At 74.3% G+C, this 25,429-nt stretch carries 24 protein-coding genes; 15 read left to right on the top strand and 9 right to left on the bottom strand.

Translation table 11 applies throughout. The annotated features are described in order from the left end of the window. Positions 1-14: 14 nt before the first annotated feature. Both rpsI and glmM read left to right on the top strand, forming a co-directional pair. Positions 15-479, top strand: coding sequence for a 30S ribosomal protein S9 (rpsI, locus tag GA0070618_RS14445; protein WP_088982095.1), 465 nt, complete (start codon positions 15-17; stop codon positions 477-479). A 133-nt stretch (positions 480-612) separates the two neighbouring features. Next, positions 613-1,968: a phosphoglucosamine mutase gene (glmM, locus tag GA0070618_RS14450; RefSeq protein WP_088982096.1), complete on the top strand. Its 1,356-nt coding sequence runs from the start codon at positions 613-615 to the stop codon at positions 1,966-1,968. 107 nt (positions 1,969-2,075) lie between these two features. On the opposite strand, the gene GA0070618_RS14455 is transcribed toward glmM, so the two are convergent. Next, entirely contained in the window at positions 2,076-3,290 is a 1,215-nt protein-coding gene (locus GA0070618_RS14455; protein WP_088985526.1) for a pyridoxal phosphate-dependent aminotransferase, read from the bottom strand. A 209-nt stretch (positions 3,291-3,499) separates the two neighbouring features. Here GA0070618_RS14455 and glmS point away from each other — a divergent pair, with 209 nt between their 5' ends. Continuing rightward, positions 3,500-5,407, top strand: a complete 1,908-nt coding sequence (gene glmS / locus GA0070618_RS14460) for a glutamine--fructose-6-phosphate transaminase (isomerizing) (RefSeq protein ID WP_088982097.1) — start codon at positions 3,500-3,502, stop codon at positions 5,405-5,407. Positions 5,408-5,524: 117 nt separating this feature from the next. Here glmS and GA0070618_RS14465 read toward each other — a convergent pair whose 3' ends face one another. Beyond that, positions 5,525-7,174: an alpha/beta hydrolase gene (locus GA0070618_RS14465; RefSeq protein ID WP_088982098.1), complete on the bottom strand. Its 1,650-nt coding sequence runs from the start codon at positions 7,172-7,174 to the stop codon at positions 5,525-5,527. Beyond that, complete coding sequence (locus tag GA0070618_RS14470) at positions 7,171-7,485, bottom strand: hypothetical protein (RefSeq protein ID WP_231931738.1); 315 nt, start codon at positions 7,483-7,485, stop codon at positions 7,171-7,173. Before GA0070618_RS14470 ends, GA0070618_RS14465 begins: the two co-directional genes overlap by 4 nt. A 231-nt stretch (positions 7,486-7,716) precedes the next feature. Between GA0070618_RS14470 and GA0070618_RS14475 the strand changes: the two genes are divergently transcribed. From GA0070618_RS14475 to tsaE, 4 genes are all read left to right on the top strand, one after another. Next, positions 7,717-9,186, top strand: coding sequence for an NAD(P)H-hydrate dehydratase (locus tag GA0070618_RS14475; RefSeq protein WP_088982099.1), 1,470 nt, complete (start codon positions 7,717-7,719; stop codon positions 9,184-9,186). A 111-nt stretch (positions 9,187-9,297) separates the two neighbouring features. Further along, positions 9,298-10,416, top strand: a complete 1,119-nt coding sequence (alr, locus tag GA0070618_RS14480; RefSeq protein WP_088982100.1) for an alanine racemase — start codon at positions 9,298-9,300, stop codon at positions 10,414-10,416. Beyond that, positions 10,413-11,507 (top strand): alpha/beta fold hydrolase, encoded by a 1,095-nt coding sequence (locus tag GA0070618_RS14485; RefSeq protein ID WP_088982101.1) that lies wholly within the window; start codon positions 10,413-10,415, stop codon positions 11,505-11,507. Before alr ends, GA0070618_RS14485 begins: the two co-directional genes overlap by 4 nt. 23 nt (positions 11,508-11,530) lie before the next feature. Next, the gene (gene tsaE / locus GA0070618_RS14490) at positions 11,531-12,013 is read left to right on the top strand and encodes a tRNA (adenosine(37)-N6)-threonylcarbamoyltransferase complex ATPase subunit type 1 TsaE (protein ID WP_088982102.1); all 483 of its coding nucleotides are present in this window, start codon (positions 11,531-11,533) and stop codon (positions 12,011-12,013) included. Positions 12,014-12,128: 115 nt separating this feature from the next. Here the strand turns inward: tsaE and GA0070618_RS14495 are convergent, their stop codons facing one another. Continuing rightward, positions 12,129-12,776, bottom strand: a complete 648-nt coding sequence (locus tag GA0070618_RS14495; protein WP_088982103.1) for a hypothetical protein — start codon at positions 12,774-12,776, stop codon at positions 12,129-12,131. A 194-nt stretch (positions 12,777-12,970) separates the two neighbouring features. Here GA0070618_RS14495 and ung point away from each other — a divergent pair, with 194 nt between their 5' ends. From ung to GA0070618_RS14530, 7 genes are all read left to right on the top strand, one after another. Continuing rightward, a complete protein-coding gene (gene ung / locus GA0070618_RS14500) occupies positions 12,971-13,672 on the top strand; it encodes a uracil-DNA glycosylase (RefSeq protein WP_088982104.1) in 702 nt (233 codons plus the stop codon). 168 nt (positions 13,673-13,840) lie between these two features. Then, positions 13,841-14,518 (top strand): tRNA (adenosine(37)-N6)-threonylcarbamoyltransferase complex dimerization subunit type 1 TsaB, encoded by a 678-nt coding sequence (gene tsaB / locus GA0070618_RS14505; RefSeq protein ID WP_088982105.1) that lies wholly within the window; start codon positions 13,841-13,843, stop codon positions 14,516-14,518. After that, positions 14,515-15,024, top strand: coding sequence for a ribosomal protein S18-alanine N-acetyltransferase (gene rimI / locus GA0070618_RS14510; protein ID WP_088982106.1), 510 nt, complete (start codon positions 14,515-14,517; stop codon positions 15,022-15,024). The genes tsaB and rimI overlap by 4 nt, the downstream gene beginning before the upstream one ends. A 26-nt stretch (positions 15,025-15,050) precedes the next feature. Further along, on the top strand, positions 15,051-16,097 hold the full coding sequence (tsaD, locus tag GA0070618_RS14515) for a tRNA (adenosine(37)-N6)-threonylcarbamoyltransferase complex transferase subunit TsaD (RefSeq protein WP_088982107.1): 1,047 nt from the start codon (positions 15,051-15,053) through the stop codon (positions 16,095-16,097). A gap of 67 nt (positions 16,098-16,164) precedes the next feature. Next, on the top strand, positions 16,165-16,419 hold the full coding sequence (locus GA0070618_RS14520) for a hypothetical protein (RefSeq protein ID WP_088982108.1): 255 nt from the start codon (positions 16,165-16,167) through the stop codon (positions 16,417-16,419). A 67-nt stretch (positions 16,420-16,486) separates the two neighbouring features. Continuing rightward, complete coding sequence (locus GA0070618_RS14525; protein WP_088982109.1) at positions 16,487-18,190, top strand: ABC transporter transmembrane domain-containing protein; 1,704 nt, start codon at positions 16,487-16,489, stop codon at positions 18,188-18,190. Further along, complete coding sequence (locus tag GA0070618_RS14530; protein WP_088982110.1) at positions 18,190-20,067, top strand: ABC transporter ATP-binding protein; 1,878 nt, start codon at positions 18,190-18,192, stop codon at positions 20,065-20,067. Before GA0070618_RS14525 ends, GA0070618_RS14530 begins: the two co-directional genes overlap by 1 nt. A 65-nt stretch (positions 20,068-20,132) precedes the next feature. On the opposite strand, the gene GA0070618_RS14535 is transcribed toward GA0070618_RS14530, so the two are convergent. Further along, on the bottom strand, positions 20,133-20,687 hold the full coding sequence (locus GA0070618_RS14535) for a hypothetical protein (RefSeq protein ID WP_143740246.1): 555 nt from the start codon (positions 20,685-20,687) through the stop codon (positions 20,133-20,135). An 89-nt stretch (positions 20,688-20,776) separates the two neighbouring features. Between GA0070618_RS14535 and GA0070618_RS14540 the strand changes: the two genes are divergently transcribed. Then, positions 20,777-21,397: a CGNR zinc finger domain-containing protein gene (locus GA0070618_RS14540; RefSeq protein ID WP_088982112.1), complete on the top strand. Its 621-nt coding sequence runs from the start codon at positions 20,777-20,779 to the stop codon at positions 21,395-21,397. A 145-nt stretch (positions 21,398-21,542) separates the two neighbouring features. On the opposite strand, the gene GA0070618_RS14545 is transcribed toward GA0070618_RS14540, so the two are convergent. From GA0070618_RS14545 to GA0070618_RS14560, 4 genes are all read right to left on the bottom strand, one after another. Continuing rightward, on the bottom strand, positions 21,543-21,920 hold the full coding sequence (locus GA0070618_RS14545; protein ID WP_143740247.1) for a hypothetical protein: 378 nt from the start codon (positions 21,918-21,920) through the stop codon (positions 21,543-21,545). Positions 21,921-22,137: 217 nt separating this feature from the next. Next, on the bottom strand, positions 22,138-23,316 hold the full coding sequence (locus tag GA0070618_RS14550) for an ROK family protein (RefSeq protein ID WP_088982114.1): 1,179 nt from the start codon (positions 23,314-23,316) through the stop codon (positions 22,138-22,140). Between the two features lie 29 nt (positions 23,317-23,345). Then, the gene (locus GA0070618_RS14555; protein WP_088982115.1) at positions 23,346-24,605 is read right to left on the bottom strand and encodes a sugar ABC transporter permease; all 1,260 of its coding nucleotides are present in this window, start codon (positions 24,603-24,605) and stop codon (positions 23,346-23,348) included. Then, positions 24,602-25,423: an ATP-binding cassette domain-containing protein gene (locus tag GA0070618_RS14560; protein ID WP_088982116.1), complete on the bottom strand. Its 822-nt coding sequence runs from the start codon at positions 25,421-25,423 to the stop codon at positions 24,602-24,604. The genes GA0070618_RS14555 and GA0070618_RS14560 overlap by 4 nt, the downstream gene beginning before the upstream one ends. Positions 25,424-25,429: the final 6 nt, after the last annotated feature.

Raw genomic sequence — 25,429 nt, forward strand, 5'->3', positions numbered from 1 at the left:
GCGAAGGAATCAGCATGACCGACATCACCGAGACCGAGGTTGGCGTCGACGCCACCGAGGCGCCGGCGCCCGTCGCCCGCGCGCCCCGTGGTGACCGCCCCATCCAGACCGTGGGCCGCCGCAAGGAGGCCATCGTCCGGGTGCGCATCGTCCCCGGTAGCGGCAAGATCACCTGCAACGGCCGGGACCTCGAGGCCTACTTCCCGAGCAAGGTGCACCAGCAGCTCATCAAGGACCCGCTGGTCACCGCCGAGAAGCCCGAGGCCTTCGACGTGATCGCCAACCTGCGGGGCGGCGGCACCACCGGCCAGGCCGGCGCGCTGCGGCTGGCCATCGCCCGGGCGCTGATCGTCAGCGAGCCGGACGACCGTCCGGCGCTGAAGAAGGCCGGCTTCCTCACCCGTGACGCCCGCGTCAAGGAGAGCAAGAAGTACGGTCTCAAGAAGGCCCGCAAGGCGCCGCAGTACTCGAAGCGCTGACCAGCGTTTCCACCTTGTACGTCTGACGGACGGCCGGTCCGCCTCCCCTCGATCCCGGGGAGGTGGGCCGGCCGTTCCGCTTTCTCCACCAGTTCTCTCTGGCAGTGACCGTTTTTTCTGGAGGTTGGCGGGTATGGGTCGGTTGTTCGGCACGGATGGCGTACGCGGGCGGGCGAACGTCGACCTCACACCCGAGCTGGCACTGGCGGTGGCGGTGGCCGCCGCGCACACGCTCGCCGAGTCGGACCGCAGCCACCCGCCGCTGGCCGTCGTCGGGCGGGACCCGCGGGCCAGCGGCGAGATGCTGGAGGCCGCGGTGGTGGCCGGGCTGACCAGCGCCGGGGCCAACGTCGTCCGGGTCGGCGTGCTGCCCACCCCGGCGGTGGCGTACCTGACCGCCGAGGCCAAGGCCGACCTGGGCGTGATGCTCTCCGCGTCGCACAACCCGATGCCGGACAACGGCATCAAGCTCTTCGCGGCCGGTGGGCACAAGCTGCCGGACGACATCGAGATCCAGATCGAGGGCGCGATCGAGGCGAACGCCACCACCGCCTGGGACCGGCCCGTCGGTGCCGGCATCGGCCGGGTGCACGACCTGCTCGACGGGGCCGACCACTACGTGCAGCACCTGATCGGCACGGTGCCGCACCGGCTCGACGGCATCAAGGTCGTCGTCGACTGCGCCAACGGGGCCGCCTCCGACGTGGCGCCGGTCGCCTACCGCGAGGCGGGCGCCGAGGTCGTCGCGATCAACGCCGAGCCGGACGGGCTCAACATCAACGACGAGTGCGGCTCGAACCACATCGACGCGCTGCGTGCCGCCGTCGTCGAGCACGGCGCGCACCTGGGCATCGCCCACGACGGCGACGCCGACCGCTGTGTGGCGGTCAGCGCCGACGGCGACGAGGTGGACGGCGACCAGATCATGGCGATCCTCGCGCTGGCCATGCGCGACGCCGGCACCCTCACCGAGGACACCCTGGTCGCCACGGTGATGAGCAACCTCGGCCTGCGCCTGGCGATGTCCGCCGAGGGCATCCGGCTGATCGAGACCAAGGTCGGCGACCGGTACGTCCTGGAGGAGCTGCGCGCCTCCGGGCTCGCCCTCGGCGGGGAGCAGAGCGGCCACATCGTCATGCCCGCGTACGCGACCACCGGCGACGGCGTGCTCACCGGGCTGCACCTGATGTCCCGGATGGCCGCCACCGGCCGCAGCCTGGCCGAGCTGGCCTCGGTGGTGAACCGGCTGCCGCAGGTGCTGATCAACGTGCCGGTCGGCGACCGGACGGTCGGCGCGGGCGCGCCGGCGGTGCTCGCCGAGGTCGAACGGGCCGAGGCGGAGCTGGGCGAGACCGGCCGGGTGCTGCTGCGACCCTCCGGCACGGAGCCGCTGGTGCGGGTGATGGTCGAGGCCGCCACCGAGCAGGTCGCCCAGGAGGTCGCCGAGCGCATCGCCGCCGAGGTCCGCACCGCCAGCCCCACGGCCTGACCGGCCCCGCCTTCGATCCACTCGGGACGCGGTATGTCGGGGTGTCCGACGGGGTCGGAAGCCCCGACATACCGCAGTCCGGGTCGGTCACCGGGCCCTCCGAGGCCCTAGGTGGCCAAGGTGGCGAGGGTGCGCAGCCGGGCGACCGCCTCGGTGAGCGCCTCCGGACGCTTGCAGAAGGCGAACCGGATCAACGGGCGGCCGGCGGCCACGTCGTCGTAGAAGACCTGGGTCGGGACCGCCACCACGCCGCAGCGCTCCGGCAGGGAGCGGCAGAACTCGACGCCGTCCGTCCCGCCCAGCGGGGTGATGTCGGCGGTGACGAAGTACGTCCCCTCCGGGGTGAGCACGTCGAATCCGGCCCCGGCGAGCCCGCCGACGAGCTGGTCCCGGCGCTGCCGCAGGTCCTCGGCGAACCCCGTGTAGTAGCTGTCCGGCAGGGCCAGCGCCACCGCGACCGCCGGTTGCAGCGGCGCGGCGTTGACGAAGGTGAGGAACTGCTTCACCCGGAGCAGCGCGGAGACCAGCCCCGCCGGGCCGCTCGCCCAGCCGATCTTCCAGCCGGTGCAGGAGAACGTCTTGCCGGCCGAGGAGATCCGCAGGGTGCGCTCGCGCATGCCGGGCAGGGTGGCCAGCGGGACGTGCCCGGTGCCGGTGAAGACCAGGTGTTCGTAGACCTCGTCGGTCACCGCGTACGCGCCGTGTTCCTGGCACAGCTCGGCGACCAGGCGCAGCTCGTCCGGGGTGAAGACCTTTCCGGTGGGGTTGTGCGGGGAGTTGAGCAGGACCAGCCGGGTACGGGGACCGAACGCGGCGCGCAGCGCGTCCGGGTCGAAGGCGTACCGGCCGTCGGCGTCCGGACGTAGGGTCACCGGCCGGCGGACCGCCCCGGCCAGCGCGATCGACGCCGCGTACGAGTCGTAGTAGGGCTCGAAGCAGACCACCTCGTCACCGGGCTCGCAGAGGGCGAGGATCGCCGCCGCGATCGCCTCGGTGGCACCGGCGGTGACCACGATCTCGCCGTCCGGGTCGTACTCCAGTGCCCAGAAGCGGCGCTGGTGGGCCGCGATCGCGGTGCGCAGCGCCGGGATGCCCGGACCGGGCGGGTACTGGTTCTGGCCGCCGCGCACCGCCTCGACGGCGGCGGCGAGCATCTCCGGAGGGCCGTCGCTGTCCGGGAAGCCCTGCCCGAGGTTGACCGCGCCGGTCCGCACCGCCAGCGCGGACATCTCGGCGAAGATGGTGGTGCCGAACGGACGCATCCGGGCCACCAGTGGATCCGTGGGCACGTCGGCATTCGTGGTCGTCGTCACGTCGGCCAGCCTACGGGCTGTCGCCGGCACCTCACGTCCCCCGATTCGCCTGCGGCGTCGGCCCTGTTCCCCGGGTGGCCCGTGTCCATGCCTGGCCTGCCGGGGGCGGGGTTTTCGTCACGGATGTCCCGGGATGGAGTCCGATCGCTCAAGTTCGGTGAGCGATAACCCCAGTTCCGAGCAGGCGTGGTGAGTGAAGCTGGGTTAGGCTGCGGTTCATGTGTGGAATCGTGGGTTACGCCGGTGCGCGCCCGGCGCTCGGCATCGTGCTCGACGGGCTGCGGCGGCTGGAGTACCGCGGCTACGACTCGGCGGGCGTCGCCGTCGTCTGCGCGGACGAGCTGCTGACCGAGAAGAAGGCCGGCAAGCTGGCCAACCTGGAGAAGGTCCTGGCCGAGCGGATCAGCGCGGACCCGACCGGTTGCCGGGAGGTCGGCATCGGCGACGGCACCACCGGCATCGGCCACACCCGCTGGGCCACCCACGGCGGCCCGACCGACCGTAACGCCCACCCGCACCTCTCCCCGGACAACGGGGTGGCGGTGATCCACAACGGCATCATCGAGAACTTCGCCAAGCTCCGCGCCGAGCTGGAGGACGACGGGGTCACCTTCCTCAGCGACACCGACACCGAGTGCGCTGCCCACCTGCTCTCCGCCGCGCTGGCCGAGCTGCGCGCCGCCGGCGAGCCGGACGGGCCGCAGCTCCTCGTCGCCGCGATGCGGGCGGTCTGCCAGCGGCTGGAGGGGGCGTTCACGCTGCTCGCCGTGGACGCCCGGGTGCCCGGTGCGGTGGTCGGCGCGCGGCGCAACTCGCCCCTCGTGGTCGGCCGGGGCGACGGGGAGAACTACCTGGCCAGCGACGTCGCCGCGTTCATCGAGCACACCCGGGAGGCGGTCGAGCTGGGGCAGGACCAGATCGTCCTGATCACCCCGGACAGCATCGAGATCACCGACTTCGACGGGCAGCCGGCCAGCGGCAAGGACTTCCACATCGACTGGGACTCCTCCGCCGCCGAGAAGGGCGGCTACGACTGGTTCATGCTCAAGGAGATCGAGGAGCAGCCGCAGGCGGTCGCCGACACGCTGCTCGGCCGGCTCACCGAGACCGGCGAGATCATGCTCGACGAGGTACGCCTCAGCGACCAGGACCTCCGCGACGTCGACAAGATCTTCATCGTGGCCTGCGGCACCGCCTACCACTCCGGTCTGGTCGCGAAGTACGCCATCGAGCACTGGACCCGGATCCCCTGCGAGGTGGAGCTGGCCAGCGAGTTCCGGTACCGCGACCCGGTCCTCGACCGGTCCACGCTGATCGTGGTGATCTCGCAGTCCGGCGAGACCATGGACACCCTGATGGCGCTGCGGCACGCCAAGGAGCAGAAGGCCCGGGTGCTGGCCATCTGCAACACCAACGGGTCCACCATCCCGCGTGAGTCCGACGCCGTGCTCTACACCCACGGCGGCCCGGAGATCGCGGTCGCCTCCACCAAGGCGTTCCTTACCCAGCTCGTCGCCTGCTACCTGATCGGCCTGCACCTGGCCCAGGTGCGCGGGGTCAAGTTCGCCGACGAGGTGGCCGCCGTGGTGGACCAGCTCCACCAGATGCCCGGCAAACTGCGCGAGCTGCTGGACCGGATCGAGCCGGTCCGGGAGCTGGCCCGCGACCTGAAGGCCGAGCCGACCGTGCTCTTCATCGGCCGGCACGTCGGCTACCCGGTGGCCCTGGAGGGCGCGCTCAAGCTCAAGGAACTGGCGTACATGCACGCCGAGGGATTCGCCGCCGGTGAGCTGAAGCACGGCCCGATCGCGCTGATCGACAAGGGCACCCCGGTGATCTGCATCGTCCCGTCGCCGGTGGGCCGGGGCATGCTGCACGACAAGGTCGTCTCGAACATCCAGGAGGTCCGTGCCCGGGGGGCCCGGACCATCGTGATCGCCGAGGAGGGCGACCAGGCCGTCGTCCCGTACGCCGACCACCTGATTTACGTGCCGCGCACCCCGACGCTGCTGGCCCCGCTGGTCACCACCGTGCCGTTGCAGGTGCTCGCCGCCGAGATCGCCGCCGCCCGGGGCCACGACGTCGACCAGCCGCGCAACCTGGCCAAGTCGGTCACCGTCGAGTAGTCACCACCTCGTTCCGGCCGTCCGGGTGACCGGACGTCCCCCGACCTGAGGCGGCTCCGGCGACCTGCCAGGAGATCGCGCTGTCGTCCGGCCCCCTTCCGCTGCGGGAGGGGGCCGTCAGCGTCCCACCACGATGCGGGCCATGCCGTCCAGGGCCGGGTTCGCCGGCTCCCAGTAACCGGTGTGGCCGTACCGGCCGCTCGGGAAGACCCGTCCGCCGAAACCCGGGTCGGTCGGGTCGCGGCCGAACCAGAGGTCGTCGTCGGGCCGTCCGACCACGTCCCCGGCCAACCAGGGCAGAGCCGCCCCGACCGCCGCCCGCCCGGCCAGCTCGACCGGCGGCCGGACCAGGCCGATGACGTCGTCGGTGGCGGTGCTCGCCCAGACCTGACCGGGCGGCAGGCGCAGGTCGGCCGCGTGGTCCACGCCGACACCCGGGGAACCGACGAAGACCAGGGCGTCGGCGGCCAGGCCGTGTTCCCGGGCGGCGGTGCCCACCACCAGCGAACCGTAGCTGTGCCCGAGGACGGTTTGCCGGCCCGGCGGCCCCTCGTGGGTGAGGCGCAGCCCCTCCTGGAAGCGGTGCAGCCCGGCGGCGGCGTCCTCGGCCTGCCGGGCCCGGTACGCCTCGTGGACGAAGTCCGGGGCGTCGTAGTCCAGCCAGAGCACCGCCGAGGTCTCCCCGCCCGGGTCGAGCGCGGTGGCGCGGGCCGCCACCCGGGCCGCGCGACCCAGTTCGCCGTCGGCGTCGGCCAGGTCGGCGGTCATCCCCGGCACATAGGTGAGCACCCGGTCGGCGCGGTCCGGGTTGCCGAGCGCGACCACCGCCCGCCCGTCGCCGGCCGGGTCCAGCCCGAGCAGGTACGCCCGTGGCGCGTCGGCCGTGCCCGGCGCGGCCAGCCGGTCGGCGAGGGTGGCGAGTCCGGCCAGCGTGGCGTCGAGCCGGGCCACCCCGGCCAGTTCCGCCGGTCCTCGCCGAACCCGGCGCAGCAGCTCCCGCCGCCGGGCCAGGAGCCGTTCCCGGTGGTCCTCGAAAAGGAGCCGGTTCGCCTGGTCCCGGGCGGTCGCGGGCACCCCGTCCAGCCGTCCGACCCGGGCCGGCTCGTGCACCACCAGCCAGCGGCGCTGGGCCGGGGTCAGCCCGGCCCACCAGCGCCGGACCAGCGCCGGGTCGGCCTCCGGCGGCGGCCGGTACGTCGGCGGCGGCGTCACCCAACCGGCGCGCGCGGCGGTGGTCAGCGCGCCGAGCCGGGCGGTCGCCTCCCGGTCGGCCGCCTCGGCCAGGGCGAGCGCGTCGCCGACCTCCGCCGAGAGGCGCGCCGCCTCGGCGGCCCGGTCCGCCGGCCGGGTGACCCGACCCGCGGTCGGCCCACCCTCCCGACCCACGGTCGCACCGCGCTGACCGGGTGCGGTGGCGGGCATGGTGACCCGCCCGTCCCGGTCGATCCCGAGCCCCGCCGCGTCGATCCGGGTCACCGCGTCGGCCAGTCGGGCCCGCGCCCGTCGGAGCCGGGCGGCGAACTCGGCGAGAATCTGGTCCACCTCGATCGGCACCGGGGAGACCGAGACCAGTTCGGACCGGATCCCGGTGAGCCGGTCACCGGCCGCCCCGGCGGCGGCGCCGGCCCAGGCGTCCCGGAGTCCGGTGGCCCCGGCCGAGAGCCCGGCGGCCCGGCGGTCCACCAGGGCGCCGGCACCCCGCCAGGCGACGCCGGCCCGCTCCCAGGTCGCCGGGTCGGTCGTCCAGAGCCGGGCATAGCCGCTCACCGGCCCGGGGTGGGCAGTCGCCGGACCGCCCGCTCGTCGGTCGCGGCGTAGCGGTCGGCGGCGGTGCGGACCGCCGTGGCGGTGTCGGCCAGCCGGGCGCCGAGCGCCCCGAACCAGGCGTGCACCGCCGACTCCAGGTCGGACAGTGCCCGTGCGCTGCGCCAGTGGGGCGCGGGCACCGTCAGCCCGGGCACCCCGGCCAGCCCGTGTCCCAGCGGGTACGCCTCGTCGGCGAGCCGGGCGGCGGTGGTGCGCAACGCCGGCAGGTCGACGGTCAGCGGCGGCCCGCCCGATCCACGTTCTTCGTCCACCACGCACCTCCCGCTCGACGACCCGCCTGTGCCGCCGACGCTAGGGCTGGCGGAACGGTCGTGGAACCGGCTGTGGACAACCGGCGCGGGACGGATCCGCGTTCTGTCCACAGGGATTGCCCGCAGGGAGGCCGGCGGCTACCCTCCGCGCCGTTAGGGTGGGTCGGTGACCGTCGCCGTCGATGTCGCGGGGCGGACGTGGGCCGATCGGGCCGACAGGATGGGGTGGGCATGAGGCCGGTGTGGCGGGTCGGTGACGTACGGGCGGCGGAGGCGGGCCTGATGGCGACGCTGCCGACAGGCGCCCTGATGGCGCGGGCCGCCGCCGGGCTGGCCCGGCGCTGCGCGCTGCTCCTCGCCGACCGGGGCGGGGTGTACGGCGGGCGGGTGCTGCTGCTGGTCGGCAGCGGCGACAACGGCGGCGACGCCCTCCTCGCCGGGGCGCACCTGGCCCGCCGGGGCGCCGCGGTCGAGGCGCTGCTGCTCAGCCCCGGGCGGGCGCACGCCGACGGGCTCGCCGCGCTGCGGGCCGCCGGTGGCCGGACCGTCGCCAAGCTGCCGGCCCGGGCCGACCTGGTGCTCGACGGCATCGTCGGGATCGGTGGGAGCGGCGGGCTCCGGGAGTCGGTGGCGCGGCTGGTGGCGCGGCTCGGGGAGGTCCGTGGCCGGGACGGCGGGCGGGCCACCGTGGTCGCGGTGGACGTGCCCAGCGGGGTCGCGGTCGACACCGGTCACGTGCCGCACGACAGCGACGGCCGGCCGGGCGCGCTGCGCGCCGACGTGACGGTGACCTTCGGCGCGCTCAAGCCGGCTCTGGTGGTGGGGGAGGCGGCGGCGTACGCCGGCCAGGTCGAGTTGGTCGACATCGGTCTGGGGCCCTGGCTGCGCGCTACTCCGGCACTGCACGTCACCGAAGTGACGGACGTGGTCGACGGCTGGCCCCGGCTCGGTCCCGCATCGGAGAAGTACAACCGGGGCGTGGTGGGGTTGGCCACCGGATCGGCGACCTACCCGGGCGCGGCGGTGCTCTCCGTCGCCGGGGCGCTCGCCGGCCCGACCGGCCTGGTCCGGTACGCCGGCAGCGCCGCCGCCGAGGTGCTGCGCCACCATCCGTCGGTGATCGCCACCGGGCGGGTGGCCGACGCCGGGCGGGTGCAGGCGTGGGTCTGCGGTTCGGGGCTCGGCACCGGCGCGGAGGCCGTCGCCGAACTGCGTACCGTGCTCGCCGCGCCGGTGCCGGTGGTGCTCGACGCGGACGCGTTGACCATGCTGGTGGACGGTTCGATGGCCGACCGGTTGCGCGGGCGGGACGCCCCGATCGTGGTGACCCCGCACGACCGGGAGTACGCCCGGCTCTGCGGGGAGGAGCCGGGGGCGGACCGGGTCGCCGCGACGCTGCGCCTGGCCGCCTGGATGAACGCGGTGGTGCTGCTCAAGGGGAGCCGTACGGTGGTCGGCACGCCGGCCGGACGCGCCTACGTCAACCCGACCGGCACCCCGGTCCTGGCCACCGGCGGCACCGGCGACGTGCTGGCCGGTCTGCTCGGCTCGCTGCTCGCCGCCGGGCTGCCGGCCGAGCGGGCCGCCGCGCTGGCCGCGTACCTGCACGGGCTGGCCGGCCGGGAGGCGGCCCGGCACGGGCCGGTGACCGCGACCGACGTGGCCGCCGCGCTCCGGCCGGTCCTGGCCGGGCTGGGCTGACCGGCGGCGACCCGCGAGCGCGGCGCCCGACCGGCGGCGTAGGGCGGGTCGTCCGGAAAACCTTCAGCGGCGCTGGAGGGCGCCGATCACCGTGGTCAGTAGGCTGGGGCCATGTGGCAGGCCGAGGTACGGGTTGATCTTGACGCCATCCGGGAGAACGTGACGCGGCTGCGCTCCGGCACCAGCGCGGAGTTGATGGCGGTGGTCAAGGCCGACGGGTACGGGCACGGCATGCTCCCGGCGGCCCGCGCGGCGCTCGACGCCGGGGCGGACTGGCTCGGGGTCTGCACCCTGGACGAGGCGCTCACCCTGCGCCGGGCCGGGATCACCGCGCCGGTGCTGGCCTGGCTGCTCAGCCCCGGGCTGCCGCTGCACGAGGGGGTGGCGGCCGACGTCGACCTCTCCGCCGCCAGCGAGGGCCAGCTCGACGAGATGATCGTCGCGGCCCGGCGGGCGGAGCGTCCGGCCCGGCTGCACCTGAAGATCGACACCGGGCTCTCCCGCAACGGCGCGACCGTCGCCGACTGGCCGGCGCTCCTGGAGGCCGCCGCCAAGGCTCAGGCCGACGGCCTGGTCGAGGTGGTCGGCGTGTGGAGCCACTTCGCCTACGCCGACCTGCCCGGGCACCCGACCATCGACCGGCAGATCGCGGTCTTCCACGAGGCGCTGGCCATGGTCGAGCGGGCCGGACTGCGCCCCCGGCAACGGCACCTGGCCAACTCGGCGGCCACCCTGACCCGCCCCGACACCCACTTCGACCTGGTCCGTCCCGGTCTGGCGGTCTACGGGCTCTCCCCGGTGGCCGGCGAGCGGCACGGCCTGCGTCCCGCCATGACCGCCCGGGCGCGGGTGACGCTCGCCAAACGGGTCCCGGCCGGCACGGGCGTCTCCTACGGCCACACCTACACCACCGAGCGGGAGACCACGCTGGCCCTGGTGCCCGTCGGCTACGCCGACGGGGTGCCCCGGCACGCCTCGAACGTCGGCCCGGTCCGGCTCGCCGGGCGGAACCGGACCATCGCCGGTCGGGTCTGCATGGACCAGATCATGATCGACTGCGGCGACGACCCGGTGGCGGCGGGCGACGTCGCGGTCCTCTTCGGCAGCGGCGTCGACGGCGAGCCCACCGCCGACGACTGGGCCGAGGCGGTCGGCACCATCAACTACGAGATCGTCACCCGGTTCGGCGGCTGCCGGGTCGCCCGGGTGTACGACGGCGAGCGGACATGACCCCCCTGCTCGACCGGGTGCCCCGGCCGCGTACCGCCGCCGGGAAGGTCGCCGGCCTGGTCGGCGCGGCCGTCGGGGTGGCCGCCGCCGGGCTCGCGGCGGGAGTGGCCACCGAACGGGCCCTGGTCCGCCGGTACAAGGCCGACCCCACCGACCGGTACGCCGACGAGGTCTTCGGCCAACCGCGGTACGACGAGTCGTTCCGGATGGAACTGCCCGACGGCACCGACCTGCACGTGGAGGTGGTCGAGCCGACCCGTCCGGCCCCCGGGCGGCCCACCGTCGTCCTGGTGCACGGGTTCTGCCTGGACATGGGGACCTTCCACTTCCAGCGCAAGCTGCTCGCCGAGCGGGGCGAGCATCGGGTCGTCGCGTACGACCAGCCCGGCCACGGCCGCTCCGGCAAGCTGGAGACCGGCGAGTACGACCTCACCGCGCTCGGCCACGCCCTGCGCCGGGTCATCGACCGGACCACCCCGGACGGGCCACTGGTGCTGGTCGGGCACTCGATGGGCGGCATGACCATCATGGCGTTCGCCGAGCTGTACCCGGAGATGTTCGGCGACCGGGTGGTCGGCACCGTGCTGATGGCCACCTCCGGTGGACTGCTCGCCGAGACCAAGCTGGTCGCCCCGGCCCTGCTCGGCCGGGTCGGCCCGCCGGTGCTCTACATGGTCAACACCACCACCCGGTACGGCGGAACGATCATCGACCGGGCCCGCCGGTCCACCTCCAACGTGGCCTGGCTGCTCACCCGCCGGTACGGCTTCGGCACCCCGAAGCCGAGCCCGGCCCTGGTGTCGTACGTGGAGGAGATGAACTCCCGTACCTCGGCCGACACGGTCACCCGATACCTGCGTACCCTGGCGACCCACGCCCGCTACCCGGCGCTCGCCGCACTGGCCGGCACCCCGGTGCTCGTGGTGGCCGGGGAGAAGGACATGATCACGCCGGTGACCCACTCGGAGGAGATCGTGCGCCGGCTGCCGCACGCCGAGTTCGTCCGGATCCCGGACAGCGGGCACGTGGTCATGCTGGAGCACGCGGACGAGGTCAACGCCGCCCTGACGGACTTCCTGGAGCGACTTTGAGCGGTGTGCGCGGTGGAGGAACGGTGTCGGTCGTCGTGGAGCTGCCCACCCTGGCCGACACGCACGCCTTCGGCCGCCGGCTCGCTGGGGTGCTCCGCGCCGGTGACCTGGTGCTGCTCACCGGGCCGCTCGGGGCCGGCAAGACCGCGCTCACCCAGGGCATCGGCGCGGGCCTCGGCGTGCTCGGCGACGTCACCTCGCCGACCTTCGTGATCGCCCGGGCGCACCGGCCGGATCCGGCGCGCGGCGGCGTGGGCTTGGTGCACGCCGACGCGTACCGCCTGGGCGACGCCACCGATCCGCGCGCCGAGATCGACGACCTCGACCTGGACGCCTCGCTGGACGACTCCGTGACGGTGGTCGAGTGGGGCGAGGGCCTGGCCGAGCACCTGACCGAGTCGCACCTGCACGTCCGGCTCGACCGCCACGACGACGACACCCGCACCGCCGAGCTGGTCCCGGTGGGCGGCGACTGGCCCATCCGGCTGAGGGCCCTGTCCGCCTGATCCGGGGACCGGGCGGCTGACGGGTGCCGGTACCGGTCGGCGCGGCAGGTCGCGGAAGCGTGGTCGGGTGGGGCCGGCCGCCGGGACGGTGACCCCACCCACGCGGCGGGACGGCTCAGGCGGGGTCGTCGAAGTAGCCGATCTCCACGAGGTTGTTCCCGTCGAGCTCGTACACGGAGGTACGGCGGACCACGTCCACCGTCGACGACGGGTCGTCGGGGCGCTTCAGGTACTCCACCCTCGCCCGCCCGGCACTGATCGCCACCTTCTCGATCGGGGTGCGGTCCCCGATCTCGACCATGGTCAGGTACGCCGGCCGGCCGTCGACGTTGCGGAACATCGCGAGCTGCCAGAACTTGCCCGTGCCGCCGCCGTCCATCAGCACCGGCACCACCGCGTCGGCGGCCTTGTCGCCGGTCAGTTCGCCGATCGCGCAGGGCGCCTGCAACCGGACGACCACCCCGTCCTCACCGGACCACATGCCGTCGACCAGCGGGATCGGGTCCCGGTAGCCGTTGTACGGCTGGGCCGCGTTGCCCAGCGACGCGGTCTGTAGCTGCTTGCAGGTCAGCGGTTTGACCGTGGCCGGGGCGGGCTCGGTGGTGGCCGCCGGGACCGGGTCGGTGACGTCGGCGGCAGGGCTGTCCAGGCCCTGGGCGGGGGTCGCGACCGCCTCGTCGTCGGGGGTGGTGTCGCCACCGGAACCGCAGGCCAGCCCGGTCGCCAGGGCGAGGACCAGGAACGGCAGCAGGGTCTTGCGCATCAAGTGTCCTTTCGTGAGGTGGCCGCAGCGTAGTGCGACCGTGCCACCACCGGGGCCGGCTGCTCCGGGGCCGGCTGCTCCGGGGCTGCGACCCGGTGCGGAGCGCCCGTCCGGAGGACTGTCGGGCCGGGCTGGTAGGAAGTAGCCGACCCCGCGCGGTCGACAGAGCCGACCGCTGGACGGAAAGGTGGCCCATGCCCGAGGACGTGCCGACCCTGGACCTGATGGACCTGCTGCCGGAGGGGTGGCGAAGCGTGCTGGCGCCGCACCTCGATCCGGCCCGCACGGCCGCGCTCGGCGAGTTCGTCGCCCGGGAGTACGCCACCCAGACGGTCTTCCCGCCGGTCGAGGACCTTTTCTCGGCGTACCGTCTCTGCGCTCCGCAGGACTGCCGGGTGCTGATCCTCGGCCAGGACCCGTACCACAAGGCCGGGCAGGCGCACGGGCTGAGCTTCAGCGTGCGGGACGGGGTGAGCGTGCCGCCGTCGCTGCGCAACGTCTTCAAGGAGATGGTCGAGGACCTCGGCGTGCCGAAGCCGCGCAGCGGCAACCTCGACGGCTGGGCGGCGCAGGGGGTGCTGCTGCTCAACGCGGTGCTGACCGTCCGCCAGGCGACGCCGGGATCGCACGGCAACAAGGGGTGGGAGGAGTTCACCGACGCCACCATCCGGGCCCTCGACGCGCTGGACCACCGGGTGGTCTTCCTGCTCTGGGGCGGCTACGCCCGCAAGAAGGCGGCGCTGGTGACCAACCCGCAGCACGTGGTGCTGGAGGCCGGGCACCCGAGCCCGATGAACCCGCGCGGCTTCCTGGGCAGCCGCCCGTTCAGCGCGGCGAACAAGGCCCTCGCCGACGCCGGCCTGCCCACCGTCGACTGGGAGCGGTCGGCGGGCTGAGCCGACGCTGTCCACCGGGCCGCGTCCCTCGCCGGCCGTCCACGGGCCGGGCGACGAGGAACGCGCCCGGCCGGTGACCGTGCCGCCGCTGGGCAGCCCGACCAGTGGAGGCGTGGGTCGGGGCCGACTCGGCGGAGGGCCGGCGGTGTGCCCGGTTAGGGTGGGCACGTGCTCGTACTGGTGGTGGACTCCTCGACCCCGGCGGTGACCGCCGCGCTGGCGGAGATCGCGGCGGACGGCGTCACGCTCCGGGCGGAGCGGCGCACGGTCGACGCCCGCGCCCACGGCGAGCTGCTCGCGCCGCAGGTTGCGGCGGTCCTCGCCGAGGTGGGCGCCCGTCCCGCCGACCTGGGCGCGATCGTCGCCGGGCTCGGTCCCGGGCCGTTCACCGGGCTGCGGGTCGGGCTGGTCACCGCCGCCACCATGGGGCAGGTGCTCGGCGTGCCGACGTACGGCGTCTGCTCCCTGGACGCGGTCGGTCACCCGGCCGCCGCCGGTGAACCGGTGCTGGCCGCCAGCGACGCGCGTCGCCGGGAGGTCTACTGGGCGGTGTACGACGGGGCGGGCGAGCGGATCGCCGGTCCGGACGTCGACGTGCCGGCCCTCGTCGCCGAGCGGGCCCGTGACCTCGGGGCCACCGCCATGGTCGGCGACGGCGCGCACCGCTACGCCGACGTGCTCGGCCTGCCGCTGCGGGAGGAACCCCGCTACCCGTCGGCCGCCGCCCTGGCCGGGCTGGCCGCCGAGCGGATCCTCACCGCCGCGCCCGGCGAACGCCTCACCCCGCTCTACCTGCGCCGACCGGACGCGGTGGCGGCCACCGCCCGCAAGTCGGTGCTGCCGTGACCGCAGGCGGTCCGGCGGGGGGACGGCCGGGAACCGTCCGCGTCGACCGGTTCCGCTGGTGGCACATCGACGCGGTGCTGCCGATCGAGGCCGACCTCTTCGGCGTCGAGCAGTGGTCGGCGGCGATGTTCTGGAACGAGCTGGCAAACCGGCACCACTACCTGGTCGCCACCGACCCCGATCCGGCCGCCGGCACCGGCACCGAGGGCGGCGAGGTGCTCGGCTACGCCGGGCTCGCCGTGGCGGGCCCGGACGAGGCGTGGGTGCAGAACATCGCGGTCCGGCGGAACGCCCAGCGGCGCGGGGTCGGCCGGGCCCTGCTGGAGGCGCTGCTCGCCGAGGCCGACACGCGGGGCGTCCGGGACGTGCTGCTGGAGGTCGCGGTGGACAACGCCCCGGCCCAGAAGCTCTACGCCGGGTACGACTTCGAGCCGGTCGGCATCCGGCGCGGCTACTACCAGCCGACCAACACCGACGCGCTGGTCATGCGGCGCACCAGAGACTGACGAGCAGCAGGGACTGACGACACACGATGGCTGACGAACCGCTGATCCTCGGCATCGAGACCTCCTGCGACGAGACCGGCGTGGGCATCGTGCGGGGCCACACCCTGCTGGCCGACGCGCTCGCCTCCAGCGTGGAACAGCACGCCCGCTTCGGTGGCGTGGTCCCCGAGGTGGCCAGCCGCGCCCACCTGGAGGCGATCGTGCCCACCATGGACCGGGCGCTCGCCGAGGCCGGGGTGACCCTCGCCGACATCGACGCGATCGCGGTGACCTCCGGTCCCGGCCTGGCCGGCGCGCTGCTGGTCGGCGTGGCCGCCGCCAAGGGTTACGCGCTGGCCGCCGAGAAGCCGGTGTACGGGGTGAACCACCTCGCCGCGCACGTCGCCGTGGACACCCTGGAGCACGGTCCGCTGCCCGAACCGGCGGTCGCCCTGCTGGTCTCCGGCGGGCACTCCTCCCTGCTGCTCGTCGACGACCTGGCCCGGGGCGTCACGCCGCTCGGCGCGACCATCGACGACGCGGCCGGTGAGGCGTTCGACAAGGTGGCCCGCCTGCTCGGCCTGCCCTTCCCCGGCGGCCCGTACGTCGACCGGGAGGCCCGGGCCGGCGACCCGGCAGCGATCGCCTTCCCGCGTGGCCTCACCGCCGCCAAGGACCTCGCCGCGCACCGGTACGACTTCTCCTTCTCCGGGCTGAAGACGGCGGTGGCCCGCTGGGTGGAGGCCCGGCAGCGGGCCGGCGAACCGGTGCCGGTCGCCGACGTGGCGGCGTCGTTCCAGGAGGCGGTCTGCGACGTGCTGGTCACCAAGGCGCTCGACGCGTGCCGGTCGCACGGCGTGGAGACGCTGGTCGTCGGTGGGGGAGTGGCCGCCAACTCGCGGTTGCGGGCGATGGCCGAGCACCGCGCGGCCAGGCACGGTGTCCGGGTCCGGGTGCCCCGGCCGCAGCTGTGCACGGACAACGGCGCGATGGTCGCCGCGCTCGGCTCGCACCTGGTCGCCGCCGGGGTCGCGCCGAGCCGTCTCGACCTGCCCGCCGATTCGGCCATGCCGCTGACCAGGGTGAGCGGGTAACCTTCGCGAACGAGGCGAGACGGGGCAGCGGAGCCCGGGGGCGAGGCGGAGGCAGGGGGCGGTCGACGTGATCGTACGGATGTGGGAGGCCCGCGCCGAGCCGTACGGCTTCGACGACCTGCTGGCCTGGGTCTGCGACATCGCGCTGCCGGAGTTCGGCCACGACCCGCTGCACGTGTCCAGCGAGGTCTTCACCTCCACCGACCACCGGGTGGTGGTCATCTCGAAGTGGCGCAACACGCCCCGCTCGATGCCCGAACCGCCGCCGACGCTGCTCGCCCGGCCCGCCCACTCCTGGGACTTCACGCAGGTCGATCGCTGACACGCCGACCTTCCGGTGGGTGACGTGACGGGCGCGTTCCGTGTCCGTCGCATACGTTCGTCCTGTCATGCGTTCCCTACCGGCCGGCGATCCCGGCATCCCCGACTCCCGGTCGGCCACCCGCTTCCTGGTCTGGCTGGCCAACCAGAGCCGTCCCACCCTGGTCGCCGGGGTCGCGCTCGGCGTCGTGTGGATGGTGGCCCAGGCGCTCGCCCCGGCGGCGATCGGAAAGGCGATCGACGCCGGCCTCACCGCGCGTGACCCCGACGCGCTGGTCACCTGGGGGCTGGTGCTGCTCGGGCTCGGGGTGCTCCAGGCCGTCGCGGGCGTCCTGCGGCACCGCTGCGCGGTGTACAACTGGCTCGCCGCCGCGTACCGCACCGTGCAGCTCACCGTCGAGGCGGCGAACCGGCTCGGCGCCACCCTGCCCCGGCGGGTCGCCGCCGGTGAGGTGGTCAGCATCGGCACGTCGGACATCGGGCAGATCGGCTCCGCGATGGAGATCCTGGCCCGGGGCAGCGGCGCGGTGGTCGCCCTCGTCACCATCACGGTGATCCTGCTGACCGCGTCACTGCCGCTCGGCCTGGTGGTGGTGCTCGGCGTGCCGGTGCTGATGGCGACGGTCGCGCTGCTCATCCGGCCGCTGCACCGCCGGCAGCGCACCTACCGTGACCAGGAGGGCAAACTGACCACCCGGGTCGGGGACATCGTGCGCGGGCTGCGGGTGCTGCGGGGCGTGGGCGGCGAGCAGGTGGTCGCGGCCCGCTACCGGGCCGAGTCCCAGGCGCTGCGCGCCGAGGGGGTACGGGTGGCCCGGGTTGACTCGCTGCTGGCGGCGGTGCAGATCCTGCTGCCCGGCCTCTTCCTCGCCCTGGTCACCTGGCTCGGAGCCCGGTTCGCGCTGCGCGGCGAGATCAGCGCCGGCCAGCTCGTCGCCTTCTACGGCTACACCGCGTTCCTGGTCACCCCGCTGCGGACGATCACCGAGACGGTCGACCAGTTGACCCGGGGGCACGTGGCGGCCCGTCGGGTGGTCGACCTGCTCCGGCTGACCCCGGAGCTGACCGACCCGGCCCGCCCGGTGCCGCTGCCCGGCGGACCGGGGGAGCTGGTCGACCCCGAGTCCGGGGTGGTGGTCCGCCCCGGCCGGCTCACCGCGCTGGTCGCCGCCGATCCGGCCGACGCCGTCGCGATCACCGACCGGCTCGGCCGGTACGTGGACTCGGACGCGACGCTGGACGGCGTACCGCTGCGGGACGTGGCGCTGGCGACGGTGCGGGAGCGGATCCTGGTGGCCGACAACGACGCGCATCTCTTCACCGGCGTGCTCCGCGCCGAGCTGGACCCGCACGACGTCGCCGACGACGCCACGATCACGGCGGCGCTGGCGGCGGCGAGCGCGACCGACATCGTGGCGGCGCTGCCGGAGGGGCTGGACAGCCCGGTGGCCGAGCGGGGCCGGGAGTTCTCCGGTGGCCAGCAGCAGCGCCTGCGACTGGCCCGGGCGCTGGTCGCCGACCCGGAGATCCTGCTGCTGGTGGAGCCGACCAGCGCGGTGGACGCGCACACCGAGGCACGGATCGCGTCCCGCCTCGGGCCGGTCCGGGCCGGCCGGACCACGCTGGTCTGCACCACCAGCCCGCTGGTGCTCCGGCAGGCCGACCACGTGGTCGTCGTGGAGGACGGCAAGGTGGTCGCCGAGGGCCGGCACGAGGATCTGCTCGGCACCGAGCCCCGGTACGCCGCGACGGTCAGCCGGGGGGAGAGCTGATGGCCACCGCCCTGCCGGTCGCGGACGCGGCGCAGGTCCGCCGGTACGCCCGCACCCTGGCCCGACGCCATCCGGGCGCGTTGGCCGGCGCCCTCGCCCTGCACGCGTCGGCCGCGGCGGCCGGGCTGGCCGGGCCACGCCTGCTCGGCGACCTGGTCGAGGGGGTCTCCCAGGGCGACCGCAGCACCCCGGTCGACATGATCGTGCTGGCCATCGCCGGGTTCGTGGTGGCCCAGTCGGTGCTGCTGCGCCTCGCGCACGTCGCCTCCGCGCGGCTGGGGGAACGGGTGCTCGCCGCGCTGCGGGAGGAGTTCGTCGACCGGATCCTGTCCCTGCCGCTGGCCACCGTGGAGCGGGCCGGCACCGGTGACCTGCTCACCCGGACCTCGCGGGACGTGGCCGCGCTGTCCCGGACGGTCCGGCTGGCGGTGCCCGAGACCCTGATCGCGGTGGTCACCGCCGGGTTCGTCCTCGGGGCGCTGCTGCTGGTCGGCCCGTTGCTGGTGCTGCCCTGCCTGGTCGCGGTGCCGGTGCTGGTCGTCGGCACCCGCTGGTACCTGCGCCGGGCCACCGCCGGCTACCTGCGGGAGAACGCCGCCTACTCGGACATCACCGACGGGATCAGCGAGGCCGTCGAGGGTTCGCGGACCACCGAGGCGCTGCGGCAGCAGGCACGCCGCCGGGCCCGCACCGACACCGACATCCGCCGGTCGTACGTGGCCGAGCGGTACACCCTCTGGCTGCGGACGATCTTCTTCCCGGTCACCGAGATCGGGTACCTGGTGCCGGTGGTGGCGACCCTGGTCGTCGGCGGCTGGTTCTACCTGGAGGGCTGGGTGACCCTCGGACAGGTCACTGCGGCCATCCTCTACACGCAGCAGCTCATCGATCCGGTCGACCGGCTGCTCGCCTGGCTGGACGAACTCCAGGTCGGCGGGGCGTCGCTGGCCCGGCTGCTCGGCGTGGCCGCCCCGGACGGGCCCACCGGCGACGAACCGGCCGCGAGCCGGGCCACGTCGGGCGGAACCGGCACGAGCCCGGCCGGCGCGTATCCGGTCGGCCCGTCCCTGTCGGGTGGGTCCGCGGCTGAGCCGTCCCCGGTCGGTGCTTCCTCGGCCGGCGGGGCGGTCGGTCGTCCGGGGGACGGTCGACTCGCCGTCCGGGACGTCACGTTCGCCTACCGCCAGGGGCGGGACGTGCTGCACGGCGTCACCCTGGTCCCGGAACCGGGGGAGAAGCTGGCCATGGTCGGTCCGTCCGGGGCGGGCAAGTCGACGCTGGGTCGGCTCCTGGCCGGCGTGCACGCCCCGGGCACCGGCTCGGTCACCGTGGACGGGCGGCCCCTGACCGGGATGCCCCTGGCCGAGCTGCGCCGACACGTCGCCCTGGTCACGCAGGAACACCACGTGTTCATCGGCACGCTGCGGGAGAACGTGGCGATGGTCCGTCCGACCGCCACCGACGCGGACGTCCGTGCGGCGCTGGCCGCCGTGGACGCGCTGGACTGGGCCGACGCCCTGCCCGAAGGGCTGGCGACCCCGGTCGGCGCGGGCGGGCACCCGCTCACCGCCGCGCAGGCGCAGCAGCTCGCCCTGGCCCGACTGGTGCTGGCCGACCCGCACACCCTGGTGCTGGACGAGGCGACCTCGCTGATCGACCCACGCGCGGCGCGGCACCTGGAACGGTCGCTCGCGGCCGTGCTGGAGGGCCGTACGGTGATCGCGATCGCACACCGGCTCTTCTCCGCGCACGACGCCGACCGGGTGGCGGTGGTGGAGGACGGCCGGATCACCGAACTCGGCTCGCACGCCGACCTGCTCGCCCGGGGCGGCTCGTACGCGGACCTCTGGCGTTCCTGGCACGGATCCCGCCCCTGACCGGTCCGGCCGGCAGTGTCGCGGGCGGCGGTTGGGCGGCCAGGTAGCCGTCGGGACCGCGTCGGTCAGTCGCCCAGGGCCAGGCAGACGTTCTCCTGCTCGCCGACGGCGACGGTCAGTCGACGGGTACCGTCGGCGTCGAACGTGATCACGTGCAGCCCGTCGAGGAGGTAGTAGCCCCGGGGGTGGTGGTCCCCGGGCCGGAAGCCGAAGCCGGCGGGGCCGACGATGGCGTAGCGGGACCAGGTGCCGTCCGGCCGGTGGTCGGCGGCACCGGAGCCGCCTGCGTCCCGCCGTGCGGTCCGTCCGGTGTCGACGTTGACGAAGTCGACGACCAGCGGGCCGGCGAACTCCTCCCGGCGGACCGCGCCGTCGGGGTACCGGGCCACCACCCGGACCCGGACGTCCTGGTCGACCACCCGCACCTGGAGCGGGAAGGAGCAGTACCGGCCGGCCGGGGCGGTCCACTCCTCCTGCGCCCAGGTGCGCCAGGGCTCCGGCCGGTAGCCGCCGGGCCGTGCCCCGTCGACCGGTCCGTCGACTGCGGACGCGGGTGCCCCCGCCAGGAGGGAACCGAGCGCGACCGTGCCCACCAGCGCCGTCCAGACGAGCCTGCGCATCACCACCACCGCCTAACCGCGAAAGGCTGAATAACCGGTGTGCAGAGATTGACTGGTTAGTTGGCGTCCCGTCAAGGCATACTGGCCGGGTGCACTGGATCGACGTCGACGGTCACCCCATGCCGGTGCTGCTCGCCGGCCACCGTGGACTGGAGCTCTGCAACACCTGGGGTGGGTGGGACGAGACGCCCGCGCCGCACCGGGAATGGCTGCGCGACTACGACCGGCTCGCCGTCTGGGCTGGGCACGCGCACCTGCTCGACGCCGCCACGGCACGTCGGCTCCGGGCGGCGGCCCACGAGCAGCCGGACGCGGCCGACCGGGTGCTGGCCGAGACGAGGACGCTGCGGGCCGCCCTGCGCACCGTCCTGCTGACGCCCGGCGACACCGCCGCGTTCGACGTCGTCGCGGCCGTCGCCGAGCGCGCCGCCGCCGGTTCCCGGCTCCGCGCCGACGCGGACGGGACCGCGCGGTGGACCCTCGACGAGGAGGCGGGGCTGGCCCTGCCCCTGCTCGCCTGCGGCCGGGCCGCCGCCGACCTGCTCACCACGGCGGACCGGCACCGGGTGCGGGCCTGCCCCGGCGACGACTGCGGCTGGCTCTTCCTCGACCCGCGTGGCCGGCGTCGCTGGTGCAGCATGGCGGTCTGCGGCAACCGCGCGAAGGTCCGTGCCTACGCCACCCGCCACCGCCGGCCCGATCACCGGTGAACAGGGAGCCTTCACTCTCGGGCCGAACCCAGCCCCGAACCCCGCTCGACGTCGAAGAGCCACCAAGGCGGCGAGCATGTCGGGGACGTCCGGGGCCTGCGCGGCCCCCGCGCCCGCCCGAGGTGCGCGGGGGCCGTCACAGCCGTCAGCTGTGCGAGAACCAGTACTGGGCCGACCAGACCGAGGTGCCCTTGGTCCGGAACACGTTGTGTTCGCCCGTCTTGATCGTCTTCGAGCCGAGGAAGACCTTCGCGCCGTTGCCGTGGGCATACACGTAGACCGGCTCGGTGCTGCCGGCGGTGAGCGCGATGCTCCAGCACTTGCCCGGCGCCACCACATGGCTGGTGAACCCGCCCCGCCAGGGGAACTCCAGGGTCGACGAGAAGCCGGTTCCCTTGTTGCAGAGTCCGGTCCGGTTGGTCGCTGCCGCTGCCGGCGTCGCGGCGGTGGCCAGCCCGGCCAGGACGAGGGCGCCGACCACGACCGGTCGCCACGTCTTGCGCATACGAGTCGAAGCTGCCATTTGGGCTCCTAAGCCTTGTAGTGGGATGTTGCCGTTGGACCACTCCAGACACCGCATAACGCGTGTGTCTACGAAAGGCACGGATGCCTCGGGTGGATTGGTTCACGGAACTTCCGCACTCGGCCCCACGCCTGCGCGGCAACTCTGCTGGCCGGCACGACCTGCTCGGCAACGGGGTGACCCGATTCGGTGGGAGTGGGCGGGGCCGGTTCGCCGGTCAGACGTCGAGCGGGTCGGCGAGGAGCCGCTCGAAGGCCAGTTCGGCCGCGCCGATCAGGGGCGCGTCGTCGCCCAGCTTCGGGGTACGCAGCCGGACGTGCTCCCGGCAGGCGGCCAGCGCCATCGAGTTGAGCCGGCTGCGCACCTGGGCGGCTGCGGCGAGGTAGAGGTCCCGCATGGTGCCGCCGAAGACGACCATCTCCGGGTTGAGGATGTTCACCAGGTTGGCGACGCCGAAGCCGAGCCAGTCGCCGGCCTGACGGACCGCCGCCTGGGCGCTGGCGTCCCCGCGTGCCGCCGGGTCCACCACGGCCAGGATGGCGTCCTGCCCCTCCACGTCGTCCCGGCCGGATGCCCGGAGCAGCGCGCGGCCGCCGATCTCGGTCTCCCAGCAGCCCCGGGAGCCGCAGCCGCACGGCTGTCCGCCGGGGTTGACCACCATGTGGCCGACCTCGCCGCCGTAGCCGGCGTGCCCGGTGACCCGTCGCCCACCGGCGATGATGCCCGCCCCGACACCCGCGTCGCCGTGCAGGTAGACGACGTTGTCGCAGCCGACCGCCACGCCACGGACGTGTTCGGCGAGGACCGCCAGGTCGGCGACGTTGCCGACCACGACCGGGTGTCCGGTGCCGAGCCCGGCGCGGAGCAGCTCGCCGAGCGGCTCGTCGACCCACCCGGTGGTGGGGCTGGACCGGACCAGGCCGTCGTCCCGGCGGACCATGCCGACCACCGCCACGCCCGCACCGACGCAGACCGCGCCGGACGGGGTGCCCTGCTCCATCTCCTTGACCATGGCGGTGAGCAGCGGGGCGGCCTCCGCCGCCGTCGGGCCGTGCGGCCGGGGCAGTTCCCGGCGGTCGAGCAGCTCGCCGCCGAGCCCGACCCGCGCGGCCCGCAGCCGGTCCACCTCGACGCTGAACGCGTACGCGAAGACCCGCTCCGACTCGGGCCGGACGACCAGCGAGGGTCGCCCGGCCCGGCCGGTCTCCTTCGGGGCTCCCTCGCTGACCAGGCCCGCGCCGGCCAGGTCGGCGGTGAGCGCGCCGATCGTGCTGCGGTTCAGTCCCAGGGCGGTGGTGAGCTCCGCCCGCGAGGTGGCCCCGTGCACGTGGACGTAACGGAGCAGCGCGCCGAGGTTCTGCCGGCGGATCTCGTCCTGGCTGGGTCCTGTGCGCATGCTCCTGGTACTCCGGTAGGCGAACGTGGTCAGCGGTTGCCGGTGGCGGCAGCCCGTCGTCGGGAGAACGCGTCGACGCTCGCGGCGAGCAGCAGCACGACTCCGGTGACCACGTACTTGACCCCGGCCTCGTAGCCCATCAGGCCCATGCCGTTGTCGATCACCGCGACCACCGCACCGCCGAGCACCGCGTCGAGCACCCTCCCCTTGCCGCCGAAGAGGCTGGTCCCGCCGATCACCGCCGCGCCGACGGCGTAGAGCAGTACGTTACTGCCCCCGGTGTTCGGGTCGACCGAGTTGGCCCGGCTGGCGGCCACGATGCCCCCGATCGCGGCCATGGTCGAGCAGATCACGAAGACCGAGATCCGGATCCGGTCGACGTTGATGCCGGCCCGGCGGGCTGCCTCCCGGTTGCCGCCGACCGCGTAGACGTGCCGGCCGTAGCTGGTGCGCTGGAGCACGAAGGTCCAGAAGATCAGCAGTACCGCGATGATCGGCACCACGATCGGCACGCCCTTGAGCGAGTTGATCAGCACGTTGCGGCTGCGCTCCAGGTTGAGGATGTAGACCGCCACGCCGAGGACGACCGCCAGCCCGCCGATCCGGGCCAGCACCACCGGGAACGGGTCGGCGAGCAGGCCCCGGGCGGTCCGCTTCCGGTGGCGCAGGAGCTGCACCGCCGCGTACCCGCCCACCACGACGGCGAAGAAGAGCCAGCCGAGCGTCGGCGTCAGGTTGCGGTTGGCGATCGCCACCAGCACCTCGTCCCGGACGGAGATGTTGCTGCCGCCGCTGATCAACAGCAGCACGATGCCCTGGAAGGCGAGGAAGGCGGCGAGCGTGACCACGAAGGACGGGATGCCGATCTTCGCGACCAGGAAGCCGAGGACGAGCCCGATGACCAGGCCGGTGACGACGGCCGCGAGCACCGCCACGTACCACGGCAGGCCCGCCTTGGTGACGATGTTGGCCAGCACGGCGGCGCAGACCCCGCTGGCGAAGCCGGCGGAGAGGTCGATCTCGCCGAGCAGCAGGACGAAGACCAGCCCCATCGCGATCAGCGTGACCGCCGCGCCCTGGGTGAAGAGGTTGGCGAAGTTCTGCGCCGACAGGAACGACGGTCGCATGATCGAGAAGACCGTGCAGAGCACGACCAGTCCCAGGACGGCCGGCAGCGCCCCGATGTCGCCGCCGCGTACCCGGCTGATGTAGTTGCGGACGTGGCCGCCCACGGTCGGCGTGTCGGTGACCGCCACCGGACCGACCTTGCGCACGGCGGTGCTGGTCATCGGAGGGCTCCTGGGGTGCTGTCGGCGGATGCGCCGGTGTCGGGGGGCTGCGCGCCGTTGCCGGCCGTCAGGCCGAGCGCGCCGGACCGGCCGGCGGTGATCAGTTCGACCACCTGGGCGTGGGTGATGTCGGTGGTCTTCACCTGGGCGACCATCTGCCCGAGGTAGAGCGCGGCGATCCGGTCGGAGACCGCGAACACGTCGTTCATGTTGTGCGAGATGAGCACGACGGCCAGGCCGTTGTCGGCGAGCCGCCGGACCAGTTCGAGCACCTGGGCGGTCTGCGCGACACCGAGGGCGGCGGTCGGCTCGTCCAGGATCACCAGCTTGCTGTTCCAGAGCACCGCCTTGGCGATCGCCACGGTCTGGCGCTGGCCGCCGGAGAGGCTGGAGACGTGCTGGCGTAGCGACTTGACCGTCCGGACGTTCAGCCCGGCCAGGGTCTCGGCGGCCATCTGCTCCATGGTCGGTTCGTCGAGCACGATGCCGGTGCGCTTCTCCCGACCGAGGAACATGTTCTGCACGATGTCGAGGTTGTCGCAGAGCGCGAGGTCCTGGTAGACGACCTCGATGCCGAGGGCGGCGGCGTCCCGGGGGCTGTTGATGGTCACCGGCCGGCCCTCGAAGAGGAACGCGCCGGCGTCGGTGGGGTAGATGCCGCTGATGCACTTGACCAGGGTCGACTTACCGGCGCCGTTGTCGCCGACCAGGGCGGTCACCTCCCCCGCGTGGGCGGAGAGGGCCACGTCACGCAGGACCTGGACCGGGCCGAAGCTCTTGTCGATCCCACGTAGTTCCAGCAGGGGGGTGGTGGACACGGGTCT

It is taken from the genome of Micromonospora echinospora (genome assembly GCF_900091495.1).
GTDB classification, from domain to species: Bacteria; Actinomycetota; Actinomycetes; order Mycobacteriales; family Micromonosporaceae; genus Micromonospora; species Micromonospora echinospora.

Excerpts from the sequence above, each read along its gene's own strand:
- rpsI (WP_088982095.1), top strand. The coding sequence starts at position 15 with ATGACCGACATCACCGAGACCGAGGTTGGCGTCGACGCCACCGAGGCG.
- glmM (WP_088982096.1), top strand. The coding sequence starts at position 613 with ATGGGTCGGTTGTTCGGCACGGATGGCGTACGCGGGCGGGCGAACGTC.
- glmS (WP_088982097.1), top strand. The coding sequence starts at position 3,500 with ATGTGTGGAATCGTGGGTTACGCCGGTGCGCGCCCGGCGCTCGGCATC.
- GA0070618_RS14475 (WP_088982099.1), top strand. The coding sequence starts at position 7,717 with ATGAGGCCGGTGTGGCGGGTCGGTGACGTACGGGCGGCGGAGGCGGGC.
- alr (WP_088982100.1), top strand. The coding sequence starts at position 9,298 with ATGTGGCAGGCCGAGGTACGGGTTGATCTTGACGCCATCCGGGAGAAC.
- GA0070618_RS14485 (WP_088982101.1), top strand. The coding sequence starts at position 10,413 with ATGACCCCCCTGCTCGACCGGGTGCCCCGGCCGCGTACCGCCGCCGGG.
- GA0070618_RS14495 (WP_088982103.1), bottom strand. The coding sequence starts at position 12,776 with ATGCGCAAGACCCTGCTGCCGTTCCTGGTCCTCGCCCTGGCGACCGGG.
- ung (WP_088982104.1), top strand. The coding sequence starts at position 12,971 with ATGCCCGAGGACGTGCCGACCCTGGACCTGATGGACCTGCTGCCGGAG.
- tsaD (WP_088982107.1), top strand. The coding sequence starts at position 15,051 with ATGGCTGACGAACCGCTGATCCTCGGCATCGAGACCTCCTGCGACGAG.
- GA0070618_RS14525 (WP_088982109.1), top strand. The coding sequence starts at position 16,487 with ATGCGTTCCCTACCGGCCGGCGATCCCGGCATCCCCGACTCCCGGTCG.
- GA0070618_RS14530 (WP_088982110.1), top strand. The coding sequence starts at position 18,190 with ATGGCCACCGCCCTGCCGGTCGCGGACGCGGCGCAGGTCCGCCGGTAC.
- GA0070618_RS14535 (WP_143740246.1), bottom strand. The coding sequence starts at position 20,687 with ATGCGCAGGCTCGTCTGGACGGCGCTGGTGGGCACGGTCGCGCTCGGT.
- GA0070618_RS14545 (WP_143740247.1), bottom strand. The coding sequence starts at position 21,920 with ATGGCAGCTTCGACTCGTATGCGCAAGACGTGGCGACCGGTCGTGGTC.
- GA0070618_RS14550 (WP_088982114.1), bottom strand. The coding sequence starts at position 23,316 with ATGCGCACAGGACCCAGCCAGGACGAGATCCGCCGGCAGAACCTCGGC.
- GA0070618_RS14555 (WP_088982115.1), bottom strand. The coding sequence starts at position 24,605 with ATGACCAGCACCGCCGTGCGCAAGGTCGGTCCGGTGGCGGTCACCGAC.